Source organism: Vibrio sp. 1-1(7) (genome assembly GCF_013048485.1).
Classification (GTDB): Bacteria; Pseudomonadota; Gammaproteobacteria; order Enterobacterales; family Vibrionaceae; genus Vibrio; species Vibrio fujianensis.
In genome coordinates this window covers 1,598,298-1,620,557 of record NZ_VHSP01000001.1, presented here as the reverse complement: position 1 = coordinate 1,620,557, position 22,260 = coordinate 1,598,298, and the positions used below count along the sequence as shown (strand labels likewise).

Below are 22,260 nucleotides of genomic sequence, written 5' to 3'. Positions count from 1 at the left end.
ACGGTATCCAACTTCGTATCTGGTGAAGGAATAGTATGCGAAATGCAAACCACGTATATTAACAAATTTATTCGTTGCTGACTATTTAAACTGGGTTACGCTTTTAATTCTAGCATTAATGCTACTAGCTCCCTTCTTTCATCGGCTGATAAACCGACGCTTCTTTCTTTTGCCTGCAAGTTTTCAATTTGTTTTTCTACGCACTGGGCAAGGATTTTGTCCAATGAGTCTAAAAAAAGTTCTTCTTGGATGTCTTCGACAAGGGGGATTTCCCAGCTTGCCAGACGAGACAGAAGTGCCTCATTTTTATTATCACGCCAATGTTCAAGTAATTGGCCGGTAGTGATATGGGGGTATTGTCGGCAATTTTCAAGCACCTCAATCAATAAACTCAATCCGGGTAGGGGTAACTCTTTCACACTAGAAAGATCGGGTACCATTTCAGCATAGCTCGGATTTTGCACAAGCAAAGCGATAACTTCACGCATTGGGGTTCGTTTGATCTCTTTGTGTGGTTGAGGTCGAGTGCTTGGTGATGCGCTGCGTTGCCGTTTATGGCCCATAAATCCAGTGAGCTTATCCAGTTTTTCATCCAGTTCTTGCTGAAAACCGGGATCGGGAATTTTCTCGATCAGTTCGCTTGATAATGTCCGTAAGGTTGATTTACCTTCCACAGTACCTAAATTGATATTATAGGAATCAATTAGGTTATCAAAGAGGTAGCTTGAAAGCGGTTTGGCTTCTTTTATCGCTTGTTCAAAACGTTCTTTACCCTGTGTTCTAATATAGCTATCCGGATCTTCGCCGTCAGGTAAAAAAAGAAATTTAAGAATATTTCCTGTTTTTAGATAACCAAGCGCATTTTCTAAAGCTCGCCATGCCGCTTCTCTTCCCGCTCTATCTCCATCGTAACAGCAGACAACGGTATTGGTTTGTCGAAATAACAGTTGGAGATGATCGCCAGTTGTTGATGTACCGAGTGATGCGACCGAGTAATCCACCCCATATTGAGCCAGCGCAACCACATCCATATAACCTTCAACAACCAAAATCTGTTCTGGTTCTCTGTAAGCTTCTAAAACTTCGTATAACCCGTAAAGTTCTTTTCCTTTATGGAAAATGGGTGTTTCTGGTGAGTTGAGATATTTTGGCGTGCCATCACCAATGACTCGGCCACCAAAGCCGATTACGCGCCCACGGCGATCTCGTATGGGGAACATGATTCGGCCACGAAAGCGATCATAGCGGTTGCCTTTGTCGTTTTCGATCAGCATACCGCCAGTCACGAGCATCTCCTGATTTTGGCGGCTTTGACCAAAATTTTTACGGATCAGATCCCATTCATCGGCCACATAACCAATGCCAAATTTTTGGACGATCTCGCCGGATAAGCCTCGATTTTTTAAATATTCAATCGCTTGACGACTGGTTGGCGCTTTTAATTGTTGGCGATAGAACTGCGCAATGCTGCCCATGAGATCATAGAGAGTACGTTTTTCTTCACTATTCGTGCTAGGGGCTTGTTTATTAAAAGGGCCGCCGGGACGTTCTTCTCGGGGAACCTCTAACCCAAGTGATGAAGCAAGCTCTTCAATCGCTTCTGGAAATTCAAGCCGTTCATATTCCATGAGAAAGTCGATCGCATTACCGTGTACGCCACAACCAAAACAGTGATAAAACTGCTTTTCTTGGCTCACACTAAACGAGGGGGTTTTCTCATTATGAAATGGACAACAAGCGCTGTAATTTTTACCCTTTTTTTTAAGTTTTACGCGTGCGTCAATGATGTCGACGATATCGAGTCGAGCAAGCAGATCATCAATGAAACTACGGGGGATTTGTCCTGCCATACAACCTAAAAAAAGAGATAAAAAACAAAAAGTGTAGATACGAACAAGCCGTGCTGACCAAAAGATAGCACGGCTTGATGCGATAGGGTGTGGGATTAAGCGAGTTTAGCGCGAACCAAACCGCTCACTTTACCCATATCTGCACGCCCTTGAATTTGTGGTTTTAGGATAGCCATCACTTTACCCATGTCTTGCATACCCGAGGCTTGTGATTCAGTCATGGCATTTTCAATGAATGCCATGATTTCTTCATCAGTCAAAGGTTGAGGCATAAATTCCTCAAGGACCGTGATTTCAGCTTTTTCCACATCAGCGAGATCTTGACGATTCGCTGCTTCATACTGCGCAACAGAGTCGCGACGTTGTTTAACCATCTTAGTGAGCACAGCAATAATATCGTCGTCGTTCAGAGTAATCTGTTCGTCAACTTCTCGTTGCTTAATGGCCGAGAGGGCTAAACGAATAGTGCCAAGGCGCGCTTTGTCCTTGGCTTTCATCGCTAATTTTTGCTCTTCTTTGAGAGTGTCAATCAGAGCCATAACTAATTCCTTTTCTGGATTCAGCTATTAGTACAGGCGAACGCGACGAGCGTTTTCGCGAGCAAGCTTTTTAGCGTGACGCTTTTGAGCTGCTGCTTTAGCACGTTTGCGAACAGTAGTTGGTTTTTCGTAGTGCTCACGACGACGCACTTCAGAAAGGATACCTGCTTTTTCGCAAGAGCGCTTAAAACGACGTAGAGCTACGTCGAACGGTTCGTTTTCACGTACTTTAACTATTGGCATATGCCTTTCACCTCAGGGGTTAATTCGTTAACGCTGGCATTTTGTGACCAAAGTAACAAGAAAGTTTGTTAACTAGGGCGAGAACCAGCTTGATCAAAAATGGTGCCGAATTTTAATCCGATCGCTCCCCCTTTGTAAAGTACTTTGTTGTTTACTGTCTGCGCAAAATTTGTTTGTGATGCAAAGGCGAGGTAACATGAGCGCAATTTTGATTGATAGCAGGCAGCGTGCTGAGAATACTATGCGCATTATTGGAATTGAAACGTCTTGTGATGAAACAGGAATTGCGATTTATGATGACCAACAAGGCTTGTTGGCACATAAGCTTTATAGCCAAGTCAAACTGCATGCCGATTATGGTGGCGTGGTGCCAGAACTCGCCTCGCGTGACCACGTTAAAAAAACCATTCCTTTGATTAAAGCGGCAATGGCAGAAGCAAAAGTTACTGCCGATGATATTGACGGGATCGCTTATACGGCAGGGCCCGGTTTGGTCGGAGCCTTGTTGGTGGGGGCAACCATTGGTCGTAGCTTAGCTTATGCTTGGAATGTGCCTGCGGTAGCGGTTCATCATATGGAAGGGCATTTACTGGCTCCAATGCTCGAAGATAACCCCCCTCCGTTTCCTTTTGTTGCGGTACTGGTTTCTGGTGGCCACTCGATGATGGTGGAAGTGAAAGGTATTGGTGATTATACCATTTTGGGCGAGTCAATTGATGATGCGGCGGGCGAGGCGTTTGATAAAACCGCTAAGCTGATGGGGCTTGATTACCCCGGTGGCCCATTATTAGCGCGTTTAGCGGAAAAGGGTACGCCTGGACGCTTTAAGTTTCCTCGCCCCATGACGGATCGTCCAGGGTTAGATATGAGTTTTTCTGGGCTAAAAACGTTCACGGCCAATACCATTGCAGCTAATGGAGATGATGAACAAACGCGGGCCGATATTGCCTATGCTTTTCAAGAAGCGGTTTGTGACACGTTGGTGATTAAGTGCAAGCGTGCATTAGAACAAACCGGAATGAAACGAATTGTGATAGCCGGAGGTGTGAGTGCGAATCAACAACTGCGTGCAGCGTTGGCAAAATTAGCGGAAAAAATCGGCGGAGAGGTTTATTACCCTCGAACCGAATTTTGTACCGATAATGGTGCAATGATCGCGTATGCTGGAATGCAGCGTTTGAAAAATGGTGATGTGACCGAGCTTAGTATTGAGGCGAAGCCTCGCTGGCCGATAGATCAACTGACTGCAATTATCTGATAATACTGATATATGATACGACTACGGCTACCTTTGGGTAGCCGTGATTTTTTTCGTTTTGAGTGAGATGGGGGGCGCTTCACCCAGCCGTTTGCTTTATAGGCGAACAGGTTTTGGCGAGCGAGTGGTGTTGGTACTCAAGGTTCGCCGCTTGAGTGTCTTTCTTCCCCCACTTTGGGTTCAGTGCCAGCAAAAAGACGTTTTATGTTTTCCTGATGACGCAAAACAATTAAGCAGCAGAGCATGGCGACGGGCAAAGTATATTGCGGTTTGACCATCCAAGTATAAAACGGAGTGAGCAGAACCGTTACCAGAGCTGCGAGTGATGAGTAACGAAAAAGAATGATAACCGCTAGCCATGTCACCATCACCATTCCTGTTAAATCGAGTCCAATCGGCGCTATGGCACCTAATGCGGTGGCCACCCCTTTTCCGCCTTTAAAATGAAAAAAAAGTGGGTACATATGGCCAAGGCAAGCGGCAATACCGACTAATCCAAGCATCAATGGGGAGATATTTAAATAATATCCGCCCCAAACAGGCAGTGTTCCCTTTAACATATCGCAAAGTAAAACGGCTATCGCAGCGTGTTTGCCACCGATTCGCAAGACGTTGGTCGCGCCAGGGTTATGTGAGCCGACTGCGCGAGGGTCTGGTAAGCGTAGTACACGACAAATCAGCACCGCACTGGATATGGAACCCAGTAAATAGGCGCAAATGATCATCGTCAGTGCAAATGGCGTCATAGAATCCTCACAGGCTGATTTTGCTCACCGAGGTTTACAAGTCCTTGTTAACCAAGCTCAAAAATAAAAAATTCGATGGGAATTTCGCATCAAGAGGTGGTTTAGGTATATGATATCTCGATTAATCACAATAGTACGTTTTTTTACTCAATTTGGGTATCCGACCTGTAAAAAGGATGTAATACAATGATGGATAAAGTCTTTATCGAGCAGTTAACGGTGATCACCACGATTGGTGTCTATGATTGGGAGCAAACCATTAAACAAAAGTTAGTGCTTGATCTGGAAATGGCGCACGATAATCGCAGCGCTGGAAACAGTGATGATGTGGCAGATGCATTGGATTATGCACAGGTGAGTCAAGCGGTGATTGAACATATAGAGCAAGGCCGTTTTTTATTGGTTGAACGCGTGGCTGAAGAGGTTGCTGAACTTATCATGCAACGGTTTGCTGTGCCTTGGGTTCGTATCCGATTAACCAAGCCAGGTGCTGTTCCTCAAGCCAAAGGTGTCGGTGTTGTCATTGAACGAGGACAAAGATGATCACCTGCTATATTGGCATCGGATCCAATATTGAGCGGCGTAAGCATATTGAAGCGGCTTGTCGTGCATTAACTCAACTCGGAGAAAGGTTGCGTTTGTCGACGATTTATCAGTGCGAATCGCTAGGGTTTGATAGCCATCCTTTTTATAACCTTGTGGTTGAGTTACAAACGGCCTTGCCTTTAACTACGTTGGTTGAAAAATTACGGGCAATTGAGCATAGCTATGGTCGGGCTCTCGATGCACAGAAATTTCAAGATCGAACGTTAGATTTGGACTTAATTTTGTATGGTGACGCCATTTCTGATCAATCGCCGAAGATTCCGCGGCCGGATATTTATTATTATCCTTTTGTGATTCAACCTTTATATGAACTGTGCCCACAGTTATCTATTCCCGGAGATGAGCAAACCGTTGAGCAAATATGGCTTAAGGCGGCCAATCTTATTTGTCTTACCCCCGTTCCTTTGTGGTTTTCGATTGATAATGAATAGAGAATAAAATGAATTATTTTGAAGCGTTTATGTTGGCTCTTATCCAAGGTTTGACCGAATTTTTACCCATTTCCAGTTCTGCTCATTTAATTTTACCGTCTGCTATCCTCGGTTGGGCAGATCAGGGGTTAGCCTTTGATGTGGCCGTCCATGTGGGGACTTTAGCGGCTGTGGTGATTTATTTTCGCCATGAAGTGGTGACACTGCTTCATGCTTTTTTTGCCTCTATTTTTAAGGGGGAGCGTGGTAAAGAGGCAAAATTGGCATGGTTAATTATTTTAGCAACCATTCCGGCCTGTGTTTTTGGTTTGCTTATGAAAGATATCGTGGAGTTTTATCTGCGCAGCGCATGGGTGATTGCCAGTACCACGATTATTTTTGGTTTACTGCTGTGGTATGTTGATAAGCGTGCTCGTTTAGTCAGTGATGAATATCAAGCCGGCTGGAAACAAGCTCTGTTTGTTGGGGTGGCCCAAGCTTTTGCCATTATTCCTGGCACCTCCCGCTCGGGAGCGACCATGACCGCGGCACTTTATCTAGGTTTTACTCGTGAAGCGGCGGCTCGTTTTTCTTTTTTGATGTCGATTCCAATCATTACACTTGCTGGTGGTTATTTAGGGGTGCAATTAATCTCGAGTAGTGAGCCTGTTGCGGTGAATTTTTTACTCACAGGAATAATCACTTCTTTTGTGAGTGCTTATCTGTGTATTTTCTTTTTCTTAAAGCTGATTTCACGCATGGGAATGACTCCTTTTGTTATTTACCGACTTATTTTAGGCGGCGGCTTGTTTCTCTTCTTGCTGAGTCAGTAAATGGGGTTACCACTGCGAGCGATAGGGATCGCTCACTCGCCTGAGTTTTTGGCTTATGGTATAAGTGAGCTTTTGCTAGTCGAACAATCGTGACTGTGTTGTCGAACATGGCGCAGTCATGGGTCATAAGTGTGGATGTGATGCGAGTATTTGCAATAACGTTATTATTGTTATTTGGGTGGCTCCAATACCATTTGTGGTGGGGAAAAAACGGTATTGTCGACTATCGGTTAGTGGCGAGTGAAATTGCCGTGCAGGAGCAAGTAAATCACAATTTACAACTGAGAAATCAAGAAATGTTTGCTGAAATTGATGATTTACGCCAAGGGTTAGATGCCATTGAAGAGCGAGCGAGGCACGAGCTGGGGATGGTCAAAGAGGGCGAAACGTTTTTCCGAGTTGTTGGTGAGGAGGCTCGCCCATGATGCCATTGATCACCGCGATTGTCCCGGCTGCAGGCGTTGGTAAGCGTATGCAGGCAGCTTGCCCGAAACAATACCTCCGGCTAGGAGAGCAAACCGTGCTTGAGCACACTGTTGCGGCTCTATTTGCTCACCCAAAGGTCGATAAAGTTGTGATTGCGATCAGTGCTGACGACCCTTATTTTGACTCACTTCCGCTTGCGCATCATCCAAAGGTGATATGTGTTCGTGGTGGTAAAGAGAGAGCCGATTCAGTGCTCAATGCGTTGCGTTTGGTGAGTCAAGCAAAGTTGAGCCATTGGGTAATGGTGCATGATGCCGCTCGTCCTTGCATTACTCAAAGTGATATAACTCGGCTAATTGCTGGTGCAACGGAGCATTCTGTCGGTGCTATTTTAGCCTCTCCGGTACGTGACACGATGAAGCGAGGAGACGCGGGAAATCGTATTGTTCATACGGTTGAACGTGAGGCGCTCTGGCATGCGTTAACACCGCAAATGTTTCCGGTCGAACGACTACTGACCGCATTAGAAAAAGCTTTAGCAGAGCAAGCTACCGTAACCGATGAAGCGTCTGCATTAGAGTGGGTGGGGTTAAAGCCCGCTTTGGTTTGTGGGCGTGCCGATAACATCAAAATTACCCAGCCAGAAGATCTCGCGCTCGCCGAGTTCTATTTAAATCGAAATAAGGAAACAAGATGATACGTATAGGTCATGGGTTTGACGTGCATAAATTTGGCGGGAACGGCCCAATAATGATTGGTGGTGTTGCCATTCCTTATGAGCAAGGACTTATTGCTCACTCAGATGGTGATGTTGCGCTGCATGCTTTGTGTGATGCCTTGCTGGGCGCTATTGCTGCAGGAGATATCGGTCAACACTTCCCTGATACCGATGAGCGCTGGAAAGGGGCGGATAGCCGAGCTTTATTAAGAGATGTGTATCAGCGAGTGAAGCAGCAAGGTTATCGATTAGGGAATGCGGATATTACCATTTTAGCTCAAGCCCCCAAAATGGCTCCGCACATCAATGCGATGTGTCGTACCATTAGTGAAGATTTACAAACAGCGCTTGGCAATATAAATGTCAAAGCTACGACCACTGAGCGTTTGGGGTTTACTGGGCGTAAAGAAGGTATTGCTTGTGAAGCGATTGTCTTATTAGTTAAAGCAGAATAAATATTCATACTGGGCCTACGCCTAAATGACAGGATAAGTTAAATGAGCGATCTTCTCTCTTCGTTGGCCTATTTATATGGTCAGCCTATCGCAAAAGCAAAAATTAAAGCTGCCCCCGAGCACTTTAAAGTGGTTGAAGACCTAGGCTATGAGTTTTCAGGGCAAGGCGAACACGTCATGGTCTATATTCGTAAGACGGGTGAAAATACCAGTTTTGTCGCTAATGAACTGGCGAAAGCATGTGGTGTAAAATCCAAAGATGTTGGTTGGGCAGGCTTAAAAGATCGTCATGCCGTCACCGAGCAATGGTTGAGTGTGTATCTGCCGGGTGGAGGCTTTCCTAACTTAGCGACGTTTGAAGCACAATACCCTAGTATCGAAGTATTAGCGATGACGCGTCATCATAAAAAATTACGTCCAGGCGATTTGCGAGGTAATCACTTTGAGTTGTTATTGACGGACGTTACTGACCTTGATGATGTACTGCAACGCTTGCCTGCTATGGCGAAGCACGGTGTGCCTAATTATTTTGGTTCGCAGCGCTTTGGACGAGAGGGGCATAACGTCACCGAAGCGCGCCGCTGGGGACGGGATAATGTGCGGTCACGTAACCAAAATCAACGCAGTTTATATCTCTCGGCTGCTCGTTCATGGATTTTTAATCATATTATTTCTCAACGTATTAATGCGGGGTGTTTTGAACACTTTATTGAGGGCGACATTGCCTTAAAAGCGGGGCAAACGACCTTAGTCAGTTCTGAGCAATTGGCGGAATTTAATCACCAACTCGCTCAGAACCATGTACAAATTTCAGCTGCATTGGCGGGCGATAATGCTTTACCCACCGAAAAACAAGCACGACGGATTGAGCAGCAAGTGTTGGATGCGGAGCCTGAATTGATGGCTTTGATTCGAGCGAATCGTATGCGTCATGAGCGACGTGCGATTACACTGCTGCCTCAACATTTCCGTTGGGAAGCTGAGAACAATACCATTACACTTAAATTTACCTTAGATGCCGGTAGTTTTGCTACTTCGGTCATTCGAGAGTTAGTTGAAGAAATCCCAGTTGAGCGCGTCTATGAGTAGAGAAAAACTAAAAATATTATTAAGTAATGATGATGGTGTGTATGCTGAAGGGATCGATGCTCTTGCTTGTGCCTTAGCCGATTTAGCCGATATTGTGATTGTCGCTCCTGATCGTAATCGCTCTGGCGCATCAAACTCATTAACTTTAGAGCAGCCCCTAAGGGTGACGAATATTGCAGCGAATACTTATTCGGTGCAAGGCACTCCGACTGATTGCGTCCATTTTGCACTCAACGAGTTGTTGAAAGAAGATTTACCAGATTTGGTACTTAGTGGTATCAATCACGGAGCAAATCTTGGCGATGATGTATTGTATTCCGGTACAGTGGCAGCCGCAATGGAGGGGCATTTTTTGGGGGTTCAATCGATCGCTTTTTCATTAGTGGGCCAACGGCATTTTGCGACGGCGGGGAAAATCGCTCGTCAATTAGTTTTACAGCATTTAGCCTCTCCCATCCCGACCAATCGATTGATTAATGTGAATATTCCCGATCTGCCCTTTGAACAAGTTCAGGGAATCAAAGTCACTCGTCTTGGTGCTCGCCACCACGCTGAGAACATGGTTAAACAAAAAGATCCTCGTGGTCACGACATTTATTGGCTTGGGCCTCCGGGGCGAGAGCAAGATGCAGGTCAAGGAACTGATTTTCATGCCGTGGAGCATAAATTTGTCTCCGTCACGCCTATTTTGGTTGACCTAACCGCGCATGAGTCTCTTACCGCGATGGCAGAATGGGTGAAGGAATAAATCAATGGCAAACCCGAAAGCGGATAAATTGGTTGAATTTTTAATCCATCAGGGCATTGATGATCATCACGTCTTATCGGCGATACATACATTGCCTCGCGAACGCTTTGTTTCTCAGGCAATGATGCATCAAGCGTATGATAATAACGCATTACCTATTGGCTTAGGGCAAACGATTTCTCAGCCTTATATTGTGGCAAAAATGACCCAAATGTTAGCACTAACGCCCTCTAGCCGTGTGTTAGAAGTCGGAACGGGATCAGGGTATCAAACGGCAGTGTTGGCGCAACTTGTTGAGCATGTTTTTTCCATTGAGCGGATTAAAAGCTTGCAGTGGGAAGCGAAGCGGCGTTTGAAGCAACTGGATATTTATAATGTTTCTACTAAGCATGGTGATGGATGGCAAGGTTGGCCAGCCAAAGCGCCCTTTGATGCCATTATTGTGACTGCCGCGGCGCAAGAAATTCCACAAGCGCTACTTGAGCAACTCAATGATGGTGGACGTTTAGTGATCCCTGTTGGCAATGATGAACAACAACTACTAAAAATTGTTCGGCAAGGAGATACTTGGGTGAGTCAGGTGGTCGAAATGGTACGTTTTGTTCCTTTAATTGCCGGTGAATTGGCGTAATGTGGAGCCAGTTCAGGTTCGGTTGGGTCATTGCACTGTGTAGCTTGATGTTCGGCTGCACCTCGCTGACTCCTGCTCCCGTGTCTGGACTGAATAAAGACTATCATTCAATTCCTAGAGGAAGTTATCGAGGAAGTTATTACCAAGTAAAGAAGGGGGATACACTCTACTTTATTTCTTATATTACCGACAAAGATGTGAATGATATAATTCGTTACAATCAATTACAGCCACCTTATACCATCCATCCGGGGCAAAAAATACGTCTTTGGCAGCCAGCTTATACGCCGCCAGCATACGGTGGTACAGGTGCTGGGGCTATTGTATCCACGGCCTCTTCAGCCTCTAATGTCAAAAAAACGGTGGTGGTTCCTCCTCCTATTCCCAGTGTGAGCAAAACCACGAATCCTGTTTCAACTTCTCAAAATCATAAAAAACCAGCATCTTCAGTGAGCAAAACTTCACCAAAATCTATTGATCAGGGAAAAACAAAAGGGTATGTTGGTGGTGAAAGTAAAGTAAATGTTAATAATAAGGTTGTCACTAAACCGAAACAATCTAATGATAAAATCGCTAAGTGGTTGTGGCCAACAAAAGGGAGGGTTATCAAAAACTTTTCGGCAGGAGATCAAGGAAATAAAGGGATAGATATTGCGGGTCAACGCGGTCAATCGATTATTTCTACTGCAGCCGGAACCGTTGTGTATTCAGGCAATGCGCTACGAGGTTATGGAAACTTGATTATTATCAAGCACAATGATCATTACTTAAGTGCTTATGCTCATAATGATCAATTGCTGGTAAAAGAAGGGCAAAGTATTAAAGCTGGACAAAAAATAGCAACGATGGGCAGTTCAGGAACCAACAGCGTCCGTCTACACTTTGAAATTCGTTATCAAGGCAAACCGGTGAATCCACAACGTTACTTACCATAAATTGATGAAGAGTATATCGCGACATTTGACGTTTTAATGTCTTGCTAGCTCGCCAGGGGAGGCGTTATGAGTATCAGCAATACAGCAGTAACTAAAGTCGAAGATTTTGATTTTGGCCCAGAGGTTCTCAATACCCTAGAGTCAGACTCTACCATTGAGCAATCACCCTCCAACACTAACCTCCGAGAAGAATATGACGCATCAAGTAAAAGCTTAGATGCGACACAAATGTACCTTAGTGAAATTGGCTTCTCACCATTACTGACTGCAGAAGAAGAAGTGCTTTATGCTCGAAGAGCATTACGAGGCGACGATGCAGCACGTCAACGTATGATTGAAAGTAACCTTCGTTTAGTCGTGAAAATTTCTCGCCGTTATAGTAATCGAGGGCTCGCTTTATTGGATTTAATCGAAGAGGGCAACTTAGGTCTGATTCGTGCGGTAGAGAAGTTTGATCCTGAACGCGGTTTTCGTTTTTCAACCTACGCCACTTGGTGGATTCGACAAACGATTGAACGAGCACTGATGAATCAAACTCGTACGATACGTTTACCGATTCATGTGGTTAAAGAACTCAATATTTATTTACGTACCGCGCGTGAACTCTCTCAGCGCTTGGATCATGAGCCCACCGCAGAAGATATTGCAGCAGAACTGGACAAATCTGTTGATGATGTTAATAAAATGCTGCGTTTAAATGAAAGAATTAACTCGGTGGACACACCAATTGGTGGCGATGGCGATAAAGCATTGCTGGATATTATTCCTGACTCTAACCATTCAGATCCTGAATTTTCAACTCAAGATGATAATATTCGAGACTCATTGATGAATTGGTTGGATGAGCTGAATCCAAAACAGAAAGAGGTATTGGCTCGTCGCTTTGGTCTATTAGGCTATGAACCATCAACCCTTGAAGAAGTGGGAAGGGAAATTAGTTTGACTCGTGAACGAGTAAGACAAATTCAAGTTGAAGGATTACGCCGGTTACGAGAAATTTTACTCAAGCAAGGGTTGAATATGGAGGCGTTGTTTAGTGTTGAAAATGACAGCTAAACCGATTCGCCCCTAACCGTAATACAGGCACTTATATGAGTGCCTGTATTGGTTGAACCATGTTATTACAGCATTTTCTTTAATCGATATAACGCTTCTAATGCTTGGCGAGGCGTTAGATCGTCAGGAACAATACTAGCTAAAGCTTGCTCTACTTCACTCGGTTCTGGAATTAAACTCAGTTGATTGGCAATATCAATATGGGCGCTTTTTTTCTCTGGTGATAAGCTAAGTTGTTCTAACTGGCTAAGTTTCGCTCTAGCTTGTGTGATCACCGCTTTAGGGACGCCAGCCAAACCAGCAACAGCTAAACCATAGGATTTACTCGCGGCACCTTCTTGCACAGCATGCATAAATGCAATGCTATCGCCGTGCTCAATGGCATCTAAATGGACGTTGGCTAAGTGAGGTAACTGGTTGGGTAATTCCGTCAACTCAAAATAATGGGTGGCAAATAAGGTTAGCGCACCGATCTTTTTTGCTAGCCATTCTGCGCTGGCCCAAGCCAGTGATAGGCCATCATAGGTACTGGTACCTCGGCCAATTTCATCCATTAACACTAAACTACGATGGGTGGCATTGTGTAAGATATTGGCTGTTTCTGTCATTTCAACCATAAAGGTTGATCGGCCCGAAGCGAGATCATCCGATGCACCAATACGCGTAAAAATACGATCAAGTATTCCGATTTTGGCTGATGCCGCTGGCACATAACTTCCGATGTGAGCCATCAGTGCAATCAAAGCAGTTTGACGCATATAGGTTGATTTTCCCCCCATATTCGGCCCTGTTATGATTAACATTTTCCGCTGTGGGTGTAGCTCTACGGGGTTGGCAATAAAAGGAGCATCCATCACTTGTTCTACAACCGGATGGCGTCCTGCTTGAATATGTAACCCTACATTTTCGCTTAAAGTCGGACGGCAGTAATCTAAATTTTCTGCTCTTTCGGCTAAATTTTGTAACACATCTAATTGAGAGAGAGCAGAGGCTAAGTTTTGCATATGTTCTAAATCGGGCAGTAGCTGATCAAATAATTCATCCCATAGCTGTTTTTCTAACGCCAATGCTTTTGATTTCGAGTTTAAAACTTTGTCTTCATGCTCTTTTAGCTCAGGAATAATGTAACGCTCGGCATTTTTTAATGTTTGACGACGCACATAATGGGGCGGCACAAGGTGGCTTTGGCCACGGCTGACTTGAATATAAAAGCCATGCACGTTGTTATAACCCACTTTTAAGGTATCAATGCCATGCCGTTCACGCTCTTCGGCTTCTAATTGGGCTAGGTATTCAGTTGCACCTGCTGCTAAGTTGCGCCATTCATCTAATTCTGCGTTATATCCGTCAGCCAGTACACCGCCATCACGGATCACTACTGGAGGGTTATCTTTGATGGCTCGCTCAAGTAATTGACATAATTCGTCCATCGGTTGCACATCTTGCCGTAGTTGCTGTAAGTAAGGCAGCGTCACAGAGGCTAAGCATTCATTGAGTTCAGGTAACTGTTGCAGTGCATGACGCAGTCGAGCGAGATCGCGTGGTCGAGCAGAACGTAAGGCGAGGCGAGCTAAAATCCGTTCAATATCACCAATCTGCTTGAGTATAGGCTGTAAATCCGCAAACAGGGCCTGCTGTTTAAGTTCGCCAATCGTATCTAATCGTTGATTTAAACGGTCGATGTTGCGCATGGGTTGATGAATCCAGCGCTTGAGCATTCGGCTGCCCATTGGCGTTGCGCAATGGTCTAAAACGTCTGCCAGTGTGTTGTCAGTGCTGCCCGATAAATTTTGTGTCAGTTCTAAATTACGGCGAGTGGCGGCATCAAGAATAACCGACTGATCTTGACTATCGAAAGTGAGTGCCCGAATGTGGGGGAGTGCGGTACGCTGGGTATCTTTGACGTATTGAATTAGGCATCCCGCAGCACAAAGCCCTAATTTTGCTTGTTCGACGCCAAATCCGACTAAGTCTCGGGTACCAAATTGTTGATTAAGTTGCTGCTTTGCGGTGTCGAGTTCAAATTCCCATATCGGACGGCGACGGTTACCTTTACGGTTGGCCATCAATTGAACGGCGGAGAAATCTTCTGGAAACAGCAATTCTCTCGGCGAGGTGCGTTGTAGCTCTGCAGCCATTGATTCTAGAGAGTCCGGTTCGCAGAGTTGAAAGCGCCCAGAGGTAATATCAAGTGTAGCGTAACCAAATTTACCCTCTTGATGATAAATCGCAGCAATCAGGTTATCACTTCGTTCTGAAAGTAAGGCTTCATCGGTAATGGTACCCGGGGTAACAATACGCACGACTTTTCTTTCGACCGGGCCTTTACTGGTGGCCGGATCGCCAATCTGCTCGCAGATAGCGACCGACTCACCAAGCTGAACCAGCTTGGCTAGGTACCCCTCAACAGCGTGGTAGGGAACACCGGCCATAGGAATGGGTTCCCCAGCTGAAGCGCCACGCTTGGTGAGCGAAATATCCAACAGTTGTGAAGCTCGTTTGGCGTCATCGTAAAATAATTCATAAAAATCCCCCATACGATAAAACAATAGGATGTCAGGATTTTCAGCTTTTAGCTTCAGATATTGTCGCATCATCGGGGTATGTTGTTGCTCTAACTCTACTGAAGAAGCCTTGGATATACTCATGTTATTTATCACTCGGTGGCCAAGTCGTGTTGCTGACAGTCAAAGCGCTTTCAGTGGGATAGAAAGTCGCTGTACTACGGCACTTTCTGATCATGCGGCCATCTTTGATCAGAACCTGAAAAGAGTTAAAGAGAATAACAAATTTCGCTATTGCTGAGCAATCAAGCGATGCATCGGAAAATCGGAGTGGTAAAAGGGTACCACTCCTTCGGTGATCAAGTGCTTAAGAAAAAAGCCCAGAAGAGAGGTAACGATCCCCGCGATCGCAGATTATCGCAACCACAACAGAGCCGGGATTGGCTTTAGCAACTTGTAGGGCAGCAAAAACTGCACCTCCAGAGCTTACGCCTGCACAAATACCTTCTTGTATGGCTAAGGCGCGTGCGGTATTGATTGCATCTTGTTCGGTAATATCTAGGATGACATCCACTCGGGACTGTTCAAAAATACCGGGGAGGTATGCTTGGGGCCAGCGACGAATTCCGGGAATCGCGCTTCCTTCGGCCGGCTGTAGTCCAACAATGGTAATGTCGGGGTTTTGTGATTTTAAGTAGCGTGAGGTGCCCATAATGGTGCCCGTTGTCCCCATGCTTGAAACAAAGTGAGTGATTTTTCCTTGGCTTTGTTGCCAGATCTCCGGCCCTGTAGAACGAAAATGCGCATCCGGATTATCGGGATTATTAAATTGATCTAATACTTTGCCTTTTCCTTCACTTTGCATTTGGAGAGCTAAGTCTCGAGCACCTTCCATTCCCTGCGCTTTACTGACAAGAATCAGTTCACAGCCATACGCTTGCATCGCATCTTTGCGCTCTTGGGTTGCATTGTCTGGCATGATTAAAATCATTTTGTAGCCTTTAATCGCAGCCGCCATTGCTAAAGCAATGCCCGTATTGCCACTGGTGGCTTCAATAAGGGTATCTCCGGGCTGAATCTCGCCGCGCTGCTCTGCTTGCACAATCATATTGAGGGCAGGACGATCTTTAACTGAACCTGCCGGGTTATTGCCTTCGAGTTTGACTAAGACTGTGCTGGAGGTGTGTGCGGTCAGCCGCTGTAAACGCACCAGAGGGGTTTGTCCAACATAGGCTTCAATAGTGGGAAAGTCAGCCACGTGCTTATCCTTAATATAAATAGTGGATGGATCCGTTATGATGATCAAATCAACAACTCGCTTTCTATATTACAAGTATGTTACTCAAAGGGGCATACAATTTATTGCTAGATTTTATTCCAAAAAGTTCTATTAGGATGCTTTTTTATAATTCAATTTCCTCATACTCTACTGATTAAGAAAGCCATGCTGGCCATCGTAATTATGGAGTAGGAAAATATGAAATTGATTAAATCAGCGCTAGCTGGTCTATTAATGCTAGGGTCATTGAATGTATCTGCTGCCGATCAAACCATTCTCAATTCGTCATACGATATTGCTCGTGAGCTGTTTTCCGCTTATAACCCATTGTTTATTCAACATTGGAAAGACAAAACAGGTCAAACGGTAGACGTTAAACAGTCGCATGGCGGCTCTTCTGCTCAAGCTCGTTCTATCTTACAAGGTCTAGCGGCTGATGTGGTGACTTTTAATCAGGTTACGGATGTGCAGATCTTACATGATCGCGGTAAGTTGATCGCGGCAAATTGGCAGGAAAAACTGCCCAATACCAGCTCACCCTATTATTCCACCACCGCTTTTTTAGTCCGTAAAGGTAACCCAAAGAATATTCAAGATTGGAACGATCTTGCACGAGAAGACGTTGCTTCTGTTTTTCCTAATCCCAAGACATCAGGCAATGCGCGCTATACCTATCTCGCCGCTTTAGGCTATGCACAAAAAACCTTTGGCCGAGATGCTCAGGCAGCACAAGATAAATTCCTTAAACAATTTTTAGCTAACGTAGCCGTGTTTGATACCGGTGGCCGCGGCGCGACAACCTCATTTGTTGAACGTGGTATCGGTGATGTTTTAATCACTTTTGAATCGGAAGTGAATAATATTCGTCAGCAATATGGCGTCGATGATTATCAAGTGGTGGTTCCCAAAACTTCGATCTTAGCCGAGTTTCCTGTCGCGGTGGTGGAAAAGACGACTCAACGCAAAGGAACCCATGCCGTAGCAACAGAATATTTGTCATATCTCTATAGTGAAAAGGCCCAGCGTTTGTTAGCCGGATTTAACTATCGGGTGCACAATGAAACGGTCAAAAGCGAATTTGCCGATCATTTTCCGGAGGTGGAATTGCTGACGGTTGAAAGTATCGCAGGCGGTTGGGATAACGCGATGAAAATGCATTTTGCGAATGGAGCAAAGCTAGACCAATTGCAACGTCGTTAATCGATCTTGCCACTTGCCAGTCGAGTGGCTCTTTTTGCTTAATAGAGTTTAAGAGGGCTTATGAGTCATACTCTTACTGCCGCTACCGTTCGGCCACGACATCAAAGAGTGCTGCCAGGTTTTGGGATCAGCCTCGGTACATCACTATTTTTTATCAGTTTGATATTACTGCTTCCGGCCAGTGGCTTGATTATGCAAACCAGTCAAATGTCATGGAGTGACTATTGGCAAGTGATTACAGACCCTCGTGTGGTGGCCAGTTATAAAGTGACGATTGGAGCGGCGCTCATGGCTTCGATTTTTAATGGGCTACTTGGTCTGCTGTTAGCTTGGGTACTGGTTCGTTATGATTTTTATGGTCAGCGAATTCTCGATGCCTTGGTCGATTTACCTTTTGCGTTGCCGACGGCCGTTGCTGGGATAACCTTAGCAACACTCTATTCATCAAACGGTTGGGTGGGAAGTATTCTGGAATCATTGGGAATTAAAATCGCTTATACCCCGCTTGGTATTGTGTTGGCAATGACATTTACCAGTATTCCGTTTGTCGTTCGCACGGTTCAACCCGTATTAGAAGACATATCTAAACAAGAAGAAGAGGCAGGGATGACTCTGGGGGCTTCAGATAGCATGGTTTTTTGGAAAGTGATTATGCCGTCGATTCGCCCTGCGCTTTTGGTCGGCGTTGCTTTATCGTTTACACGTAGTTTGGGGGAGTTTGGCGCAGTCATTTTTATTGCAGGCAATATGCCTTATGTGAGTGAAATTACCTCATTAATGATTTTTGTGCGTTTGCAAGAGTTTGATTTCCCTGCGGCCAGTGCGATTGCGTCAGTAGTGTTGATCACTTCTTTATTATTGTTGTTTGCTATCAATGTATGGCAAGGCGCTTATCTGCGTCGTATTCATGGACGTTAAGGAATAAAAAAGATGAGTGGACATCAACCCCGACGTGTCGGTGAAAGCCCTTGGGTTAAATGGAGTTTGATTACATTGGCGCTATTTTGGGTGACCTTATTATTGATTATTCCTTTGGTCAGCATTTTTCAGCAAGCCTTTGCTAGTGGTTTATCCAATTACTTAAAGAGTTTACTTGCCGCGGATACACGTCATGCGATTGGTTTAACCTTGATGGTCGCACTACTGACGGTACCGGTTAATTTAGTATTTGGTGTGTTGCTGGCTTGGGCGGTAACACGCTTTGAATTTCACGGCCGAAAAATACTAGTGACGTTAATTGATATTCCTTTTGCGGTTTCCCCTGTTGTGGCTGGGCTGTTGTATCTACTGTTGTATGGCAGCAGCGGTTGGTTAGGAGCATGGTTGTTTGAACGTGATTTACAAGTCATGTTCGCTTGGCCGGGGATTGTGTTGGTGACCATTTTTGTGACTTGTCCTTTTGTCGCGCGTGAATTAATTCCATTAATGCAGCAACAAGGACGATCTGATGAAGAGGCGGCAGTCATTTTGGGCGCATCGTGGTGGCAACTGTTTCGCCGTGTTACTTTGCCTAATATCAAGTGGGCACTCATTTATGGGGTGATTTTAACCAATGCGCGAGCGATTGGTGAATTTGGTGCGGTCGCGGTCGTTTCCGGTAATATTCGTGGCGAAACCAACACCTTGCCACTGCACGTGCAATTACTTTATGAAGATTATCAATCGGAAGCTGCATTCGCGAGTGCCTCATTATTAGCCTTTATCGCCTTATTAACCCTTATCTTTAAAGCCTATGTGGAATGGCGACAAGAATATAACCAGATAAAAAACAACAGTGAGCAAGGGACGGTATGAGTATACGTTTAGATAATATCTGCAAAAACTTTGGTCAATTTCAAGCCATTTCCCCGCTCTCTTTACATATTGATGATGGAGAGATGGTCGGTCTGCTTGGGCCATCTGGATCAGGGAAAACTACGCTATTACGGATCATTGCTGGTTTAGAAGGAGCGGATAGCGGCACGATTCACTTTGGTAATAGAAACGTGACCAATGTGCATGTTCGTGAGCGTCGCGTCGGATTTGTCTTTCAAAATTATGCGCTCTTTCGCCATATGACGGTGGCAGATAATGTCGCTTTTGGTTTACAAGTGATGGAACGACGCAAAAGGCCGCCAGCTGCAGTGATCGCTCAGCGCGTAAAACAGTTATTAGACATTGTTCAGTTAGGGCATCTCGCTGAGCGTTATCCAGAGCAACTTTCTGGAGGACAAAAACAACGTATTGCATTAGCACGCGCGTTAGCGACCCAACCTGAAGTATTGCTACTCGATGAGCCTTTTGGAGCATTAGATGCCAAGGTACGTAAAGAGTTACGCCGCTGGTTACGTAACCTACATGATGAATTGAGCTTTACCAGTGTTTTTGTTACCCATGATCAAGACGAAGCATTAGAACTGTCAGATCGTGTCGTGGTGATGAGTGATGGACGGATTGAGCAGATTGACTCTCCCGTACAGCTTTATGCTCAACCTAACAGTCGGTTTGTGTTCGATTTTTTTGGTAATGTGAATGTGTTCCAAGCCGAGTGGCAACATGAGCAGTGGGCTAATGGTCAGGCATTTATCTTGCCACCAAAACAACAAGCCATTTGTCACTCTGGCAAGCTTTATGTCCGCAGCCATGAGTTAACTTTGTCGCGCAAGCCTAACAGCCAAGCATCGTTACCATTTGAGGTTATTTCTATCAACCCGGTTGGCGCGGAAGTGCGTGTTGAATTGGCACCGTTAGGATGGCAAAGTGATGATCACTGGGAAGCGAAATTAACCCACCGAGCATTAAGCGAACAACCGTTGACTCGCGGCGATCATACCTTCGCAACACCACAAGTCGGTTATTTTTTTGGTGAGCAGCAAAGTACCCCACACGTGATCCGTTGGCCATTCTTAGATGCTGATAGTCTAATGTTTGAAATATAACTTCATGTTATATATTACAGCCTTGCATGGGTACGCTTATGTTGCCCATGGTATGTTCTCATCACTCGAACTGTGCTAAGGGTATATACCTAATCCGTATCAATGGAGAGAAACATGACAACGCTATTTTCATTAAGCCAGCAATTAGGCCAACAGCTATTACGAAGTCACCAGGTGTTAACCAGTGCCGAGTCGTGTACCGGCGGCGGGGTTGCTTTTGCCATTACCGACATTCCGGGCAGTTCGGCTTGGTTTGATCGTGCTTTTGTTACCTATAGTAATCAGGCCAAACAAGAGATGATTGGTGTGCAAAGCGAAACATTGGCTAAATTTGGCGCGGTTTCTGAGCCGGTGGTACAAGAAATGGTACAAGGGGCGCTGGCGCATTCACGTGCGACAATGGGAGTGGCGATCAGTGGAATTGCTGGCCCGGATGGTGGTAGTGAAGAGAAACCGGTTGGAACGGTTTGCTTTGCTTGGGCTGATACACAAGGTTGGCAAAAAATTGAGACAAGGCATTTTACTGGCGATCGAGCGCAAGTTCGTCAACAGGCGATGATTCATGCATTACAAACCATAGCGGATTATTTACCTGCGCTCAGTTAACTTGAGGTCAAACACAAATTTTTCTACACAGCTCTGGACACTGTATGAATCAACAGTATAATGAGTAGCAACTTGACGAATCTGTCGACACACTATCTAAGCATTCACCGCTCACCATTTAGGTGACAGTCTGGAGAAAGTAATGGACGAGAATAAACAAAAAGCATTGGCCGCCGCGCTTGGTCAAATTGAAAAGCAATTCGGTAAAGGCTCGATCATGCGCCTCGGTGATAACCGAGCCATGGATGTTGAAACCATTTCAACCGGTTCTCTTTCTCTCGATATCGCATTAGGTGCGGGTGGTTTGCCAATGGGGCGAATTGTGGAAGTGTTTGGCCCTGAATCTTCAGGTAAAACCACACTAACCCTTGAATTGATTGCTTCTGCACAGCGAGAAGGTAAAACCTGTGCTTTTATTGATGCAGAACACGCACTTGATCCTGTCTATGCACGCAAATTGGGCGTGAATATTGATGAACTTTTGGTATCCCAGCCTGATACGGGTGAACAAGCGCTGGAAATCTGTGATGCGCTAGCGCGTTCAGGAGCCGTGGATGTTATCGTTGTCGACTCTGTGGCGGCATTAACCCCAAAAGCTGAAATTGAAGGTGAAATGGGGGATAGCCACATGGGGCTTCAGGCGCGTATGCTTTCTCAAGCAATGCGTAAATTAACAGGTAACCTCAAACAGTCTAATTGTATGTGTATCTTCATCAACCAAATTCGGATGAAAATTGGTGTGATGTTTGGTAACCCAGAAACCACAACCGGTGGTAACGCACTAAAATTCTATGCTTCGGTTCGTCTTGATATTCGCCGTACCGGTGCCATAAAAGAGGGTGACGAGGTTGTTGGTAACGAAACTCGTATTAAAGTGGTTAAAAATAAAATAGCGGCACCATTTAAAGAAGCGAATACCCAAATCATGTATGGCCAAGGCTTTAACCGAGAAGGTGAACTTGTCGATCTGGGGGTCAAACATAAGCTGATTGAAAAAGCGGGCGCTTGGTATAGCTACAACGGCGATAAAATTGGTCAAGGTAAAGCCAATGCTTGTAAATTCTTACGAGAAAATCCTGAAGCTGCTAAAACGATTGATAGCAAGTTACGTGAAATGTTACTAAGTCCAGAACAAATTGCAGTTGAAGAGCCTGAGTTTGGGATTGTACCTGAGCAAGACGAATTGTAAGTGCGGTTTTATCTGGTTTAT

General features: G+C 45.1%; 24 protein-coding genes. 18 read left to right on the top strand and 6 right to left on the bottom strand.

The annotated features are described in order from the left end of the window. Nucleotides 1–95 precede the first annotated feature (95 nt). From dnaG to rpsU, 3 genes are all read right to left on the bottom strand, one after another. Entirely contained in the window at nucleotides 96–1,850 is a 1,755-nt protein-coding gene (dnaG, locus tag FKN05_RS07440) for a DNA primase (RefSeq protein ID WP_170887180.1), read from the bottom strand. Between the two features lie 95 nt (nucleotides 1,851–1,945). Then, entirely contained in the window at nucleotides 1,946–2,389 is a 444-nt protein-coding gene (locus FKN05_RS07435; RefSeq protein WP_099611770.1) for a GatB/YqeY domain-containing protein, read from the bottom strand. 27 nt (nucleotides 2,390–2,416) lie between these two features. Continuing rightward, nucleotides 2,417–2,632, bottom strand: a complete 216-nt coding sequence (gene rpsU / locus FKN05_RS07430) for a 30S ribosomal protein S21 (protein WP_004396009.1) — start codon at nucleotides 2,630–2,632, stop codon at nucleotides 2,417–2,419. Between the two features lie 241 nt (nucleotides 2,633–2,873). Here rpsU and tsaD point away from each other — a divergent pair, with 241 nt between their 5' ends. Beyond that, the gene (gene tsaD, locus FKN05_RS07425) at nucleotides 2,874–3,890 is read left to right on the top strand and encodes a tRNA (adenosine(37)-N6)-threonylcarbamoyltransferase complex transferase subunit TsaD (RefSeq protein ID WP_099612021.1); all 1,017 of its coding nucleotides are present in this window, start codon (nucleotides 2,874–2,876) and stop codon (nucleotides 3,888–3,890) included. Nucleotides 3,891–4,027: 137 nt separating this feature from the next. Here tsaD and plsY read toward each other — a convergent pair whose 3' ends face one another. Further along, nucleotides 4,028–4,636 (bottom strand): glycerol-3-phosphate 1-O-acyltransferase PlsY, encoded by a 609-nt coding sequence (gene plsY / locus FKN05_RS07420; RefSeq protein WP_170887179.1) that lies wholly within the window; start codon nucleotides 4,634–4,636, stop codon nucleotides 4,028–4,030. A gap of 189 nt (nucleotides 4,637–4,825) precedes the next feature. On the opposite strand from plsY, the gene folB reads away from it, so the two are divergent. The 11 genes from folB to rpoS all read left to right on the top strand — a co-directional run bounded on the left by folB (nucleotide 4,826) and on the right by rpoS (nucleotide 12,543). Beyond that, nucleotides 4,826–5,179 (top strand): bifunctional dihydroneopterin aldolase/7,8-dihydroneopterin epimerase, encoded by a 354-nt coding sequence (gene folB, locus FKN05_RS07415; RefSeq protein ID WP_161427332.1) that lies wholly within the window; start codon nucleotides 4,826–4,828, stop codon nucleotides 5,177–5,179. Continuing rightward, on the top strand, nucleotides 5,176–5,673 hold the full coding sequence (folK, locus tag FKN05_RS07410; protein ID WP_170887178.1) for a 2-amino-4-hydroxy-6-hydroxymethyldihydropteridine diphosphokinase: 498 nt from the start codon (nucleotides 5,176–5,178) through the stop codon (nucleotides 5,671–5,673). The genes folB and folK overlap by 4 nt, the downstream gene beginning before the upstream one ends. A gap of 8 nt (nucleotides 5,674–5,681) precedes the next feature. Then, nucleotides 5,682–6,485 carry an undecaprenyl-diphosphate phosphatase gene (locus FKN05_RS07405; RefSeq protein WP_161427327.1) on the top strand — a complete coding sequence of 268 codons (804 nt, stop codon included), beginning with the start codon at nucleotides 5,682–5,684 and terminating at the stop codon, nucleotides 6,483–6,485. A gap of 140 nt (nucleotides 6,486–6,625) precedes the next feature. Beyond that, on the top strand, nucleotides 6,626–6,910 hold the full coding sequence (gene ftsB, locus FKN05_RS07400; protein WP_099612023.1) for a cell division protein FtsB: 285 nt from the start codon (nucleotides 6,626–6,628) through the stop codon (nucleotides 6,908–6,910). Then, the gene (ispD, locus tag FKN05_RS07395; RefSeq protein WP_099612024.1) at nucleotides 6,910–7,608 is read left to right on the top strand and encodes a 2-C-methyl-D-erythritol 4-phosphate cytidylyltransferase; all 699 of its coding nucleotides are present in this window, start codon (nucleotides 6,910–6,912) and stop codon (nucleotides 7,606–7,608) included. Before ftsB ends, ispD begins: the two co-directional genes overlap by 1 nt. Continuing rightward, nucleotides 7,605–8,084, top strand: a complete 480-nt coding sequence (gene ispF / locus FKN05_RS07390) for a 2-C-methyl-D-erythritol 2,4-cyclodiphosphate synthase (RefSeq protein ID WP_170887177.1) — start codon at nucleotides 7,605–7,607, stop codon at nucleotides 8,082–8,084. The genes ispD and ispF overlap by 4 nt, the downstream gene beginning before the upstream one ends. 42 nt (nucleotides 8,085–8,126) lie before the next feature. After that, nucleotides 8,127–9,173 (top strand): tRNA pseudouridine(13) synthase TruD, encoded by a 1,047-nt coding sequence (gene truD, locus FKN05_RS07385; protein ID WP_170887176.1) that lies wholly within the window; start codon nucleotides 8,127–8,129, stop codon nucleotides 9,171–9,173. After that, complete coding sequence (surE, locus tag FKN05_RS07380) at nucleotides 9,166–9,921, top strand: 5'/3'-nucleotidase SurE (protein WP_099611775.1); 756 nt, start codon at nucleotides 9,166–9,168, stop codon at nucleotides 9,919–9,921. The genes truD and surE overlap by 8 nt, the downstream gene beginning before the upstream one ends. A gap of 4 nt (nucleotides 9,922–9,925) precedes the next feature. Next, nucleotides 9,926–10,552 carry a protein-L-isoaspartate(D-aspartate) O-methyltransferase gene (locus tag FKN05_RS07375; RefSeq protein WP_170887175.1) on the top strand — a complete coding sequence of 209 codons (627 nt, stop codon included), beginning with the start codon at nucleotides 9,926–9,928 and terminating at the stop codon, nucleotides 10,550–10,552. Further along, the gene (gene nlpD, locus FKN05_RS07370) at nucleotides 10,552–11,487 is read left to right on the top strand and encodes a murein hydrolase activator NlpD (protein WP_170887174.1); all 936 of its coding nucleotides are present in this window, start codon (nucleotides 10,552–10,554) and stop codon (nucleotides 11,485–11,487) included. The genes FKN05_RS07375 and nlpD overlap by 1 nt, the downstream gene beginning before the upstream one ends. A 66-nt stretch (nucleotides 11,488–11,553) precedes the next feature. Continuing rightward, nucleotides 11,554–12,543 (top strand): RNA polymerase sigma factor RpoS, encoded by a 990-nt coding sequence (rpoS, locus tag FKN05_RS07365; protein ID WP_161427323.1) that lies wholly within the window; start codon nucleotides 11,554–11,556, stop codon nucleotides 12,541–12,543. Between the two features lie 65 nt (nucleotides 12,544–12,608). On the opposite strand, the gene mutS is transcribed toward rpoS, so the two are convergent. After that, nucleotides 12,609–15,191, bottom strand: a complete 2,583-nt coding sequence (mutS, locus tag FKN05_RS07360) for a DNA mismatch repair protein MutS (RefSeq protein WP_170887173.1) — start codon at nucleotides 15,189–15,191, stop codon at nucleotides 12,609–12,611. 223 nt (nucleotides 15,192–15,414) lie between these two features. Then, the gene (cysM, locus tag FKN05_RS07355) at nucleotides 15,415–16,305 is read right to left on the bottom strand and encodes a cysteine synthase CysM (protein WP_099611780.1); all 891 of its coding nucleotides are present in this window, start codon (nucleotides 16,303–16,305) and stop codon (nucleotides 15,415–15,417) included. A gap of 219 nt (nucleotides 16,306–16,524) precedes the next feature. On the opposite strand from cysM, the gene cysP reads away from it, so the two are divergent. The 6 genes from cysP to recA all read left to right on the top strand — a co-directional run bounded on the left by cysP (nucleotide 16,525) and on the right by recA (nucleotide 22,239). After that, nucleotides 16,525–17,526: a thiosulfate ABC transporter substrate-binding protein CysP gene (gene cysP / locus FKN05_RS07350; RefSeq protein ID WP_170887172.1), complete on the top strand. Its 1,002-nt coding sequence runs from the start codon at nucleotides 16,525–16,527 to the stop codon at nucleotides 17,524–17,526. A gap of 60 nt (nucleotides 17,527–17,586) precedes the next feature. Beyond that, nucleotides 17,587–18,444, top strand: coding sequence for a sulfate/thiosulfate ABC transporter permease CysT (cysT, locus tag FKN05_RS07345; RefSeq protein WP_170887171.1), 858 nt, complete (start codon nucleotides 17,587–17,589; stop codon nucleotides 18,442–18,444). Between the two features lie 12 nt (nucleotides 18,445–18,456). Then, nucleotides 18,457–19,320 carry a sulfate ABC transporter permease subunit CysW gene (gene cysW / locus FKN05_RS07340; protein ID WP_099611782.1) on the top strand — a complete coding sequence of 288 codons (864 nt, stop codon included), beginning with the start codon at nucleotides 18,457–18,459 and terminating at the stop codon, nucleotides 19,318–19,320. Further along, nucleotides 19,317–20,444, top strand: coding sequence for a sulfate/molybdate ABC transporter ATP-binding protein (locus FKN05_RS07335; protein ID WP_099611783.1), 1,128 nt, complete (start codon nucleotides 19,317–19,319; stop codon nucleotides 20,442–20,444). Before cysW ends, FKN05_RS07335 begins: the two co-directional genes overlap by 4 nt. Nucleotides 20,445–20,558: 114 nt before the next feature. Continuing rightward, nucleotides 20,559–21,050 carry a nicotinamide-nucleotide amidase gene (gene pncC, locus FKN05_RS07330; protein ID WP_099611784.1) on the top strand — a complete coding sequence of 164 codons (492 nt, stop codon included), beginning with the start codon at nucleotides 20,559–20,561 and terminating at the stop codon, nucleotides 21,048–21,050. Between the two features lie 142 nt (nucleotides 21,051–21,192). Next, nucleotides 21,193–22,239 (top strand): recombinase RecA, encoded by a 1,047-nt coding sequence (recA, locus tag FKN05_RS07325; RefSeq protein ID WP_099611785.1) that lies wholly within the window; start codon nucleotides 21,193–21,195, stop codon nucleotides 22,237–22,239. Nucleotides 22,240–22,260: the final 21 nt, after the last annotated feature.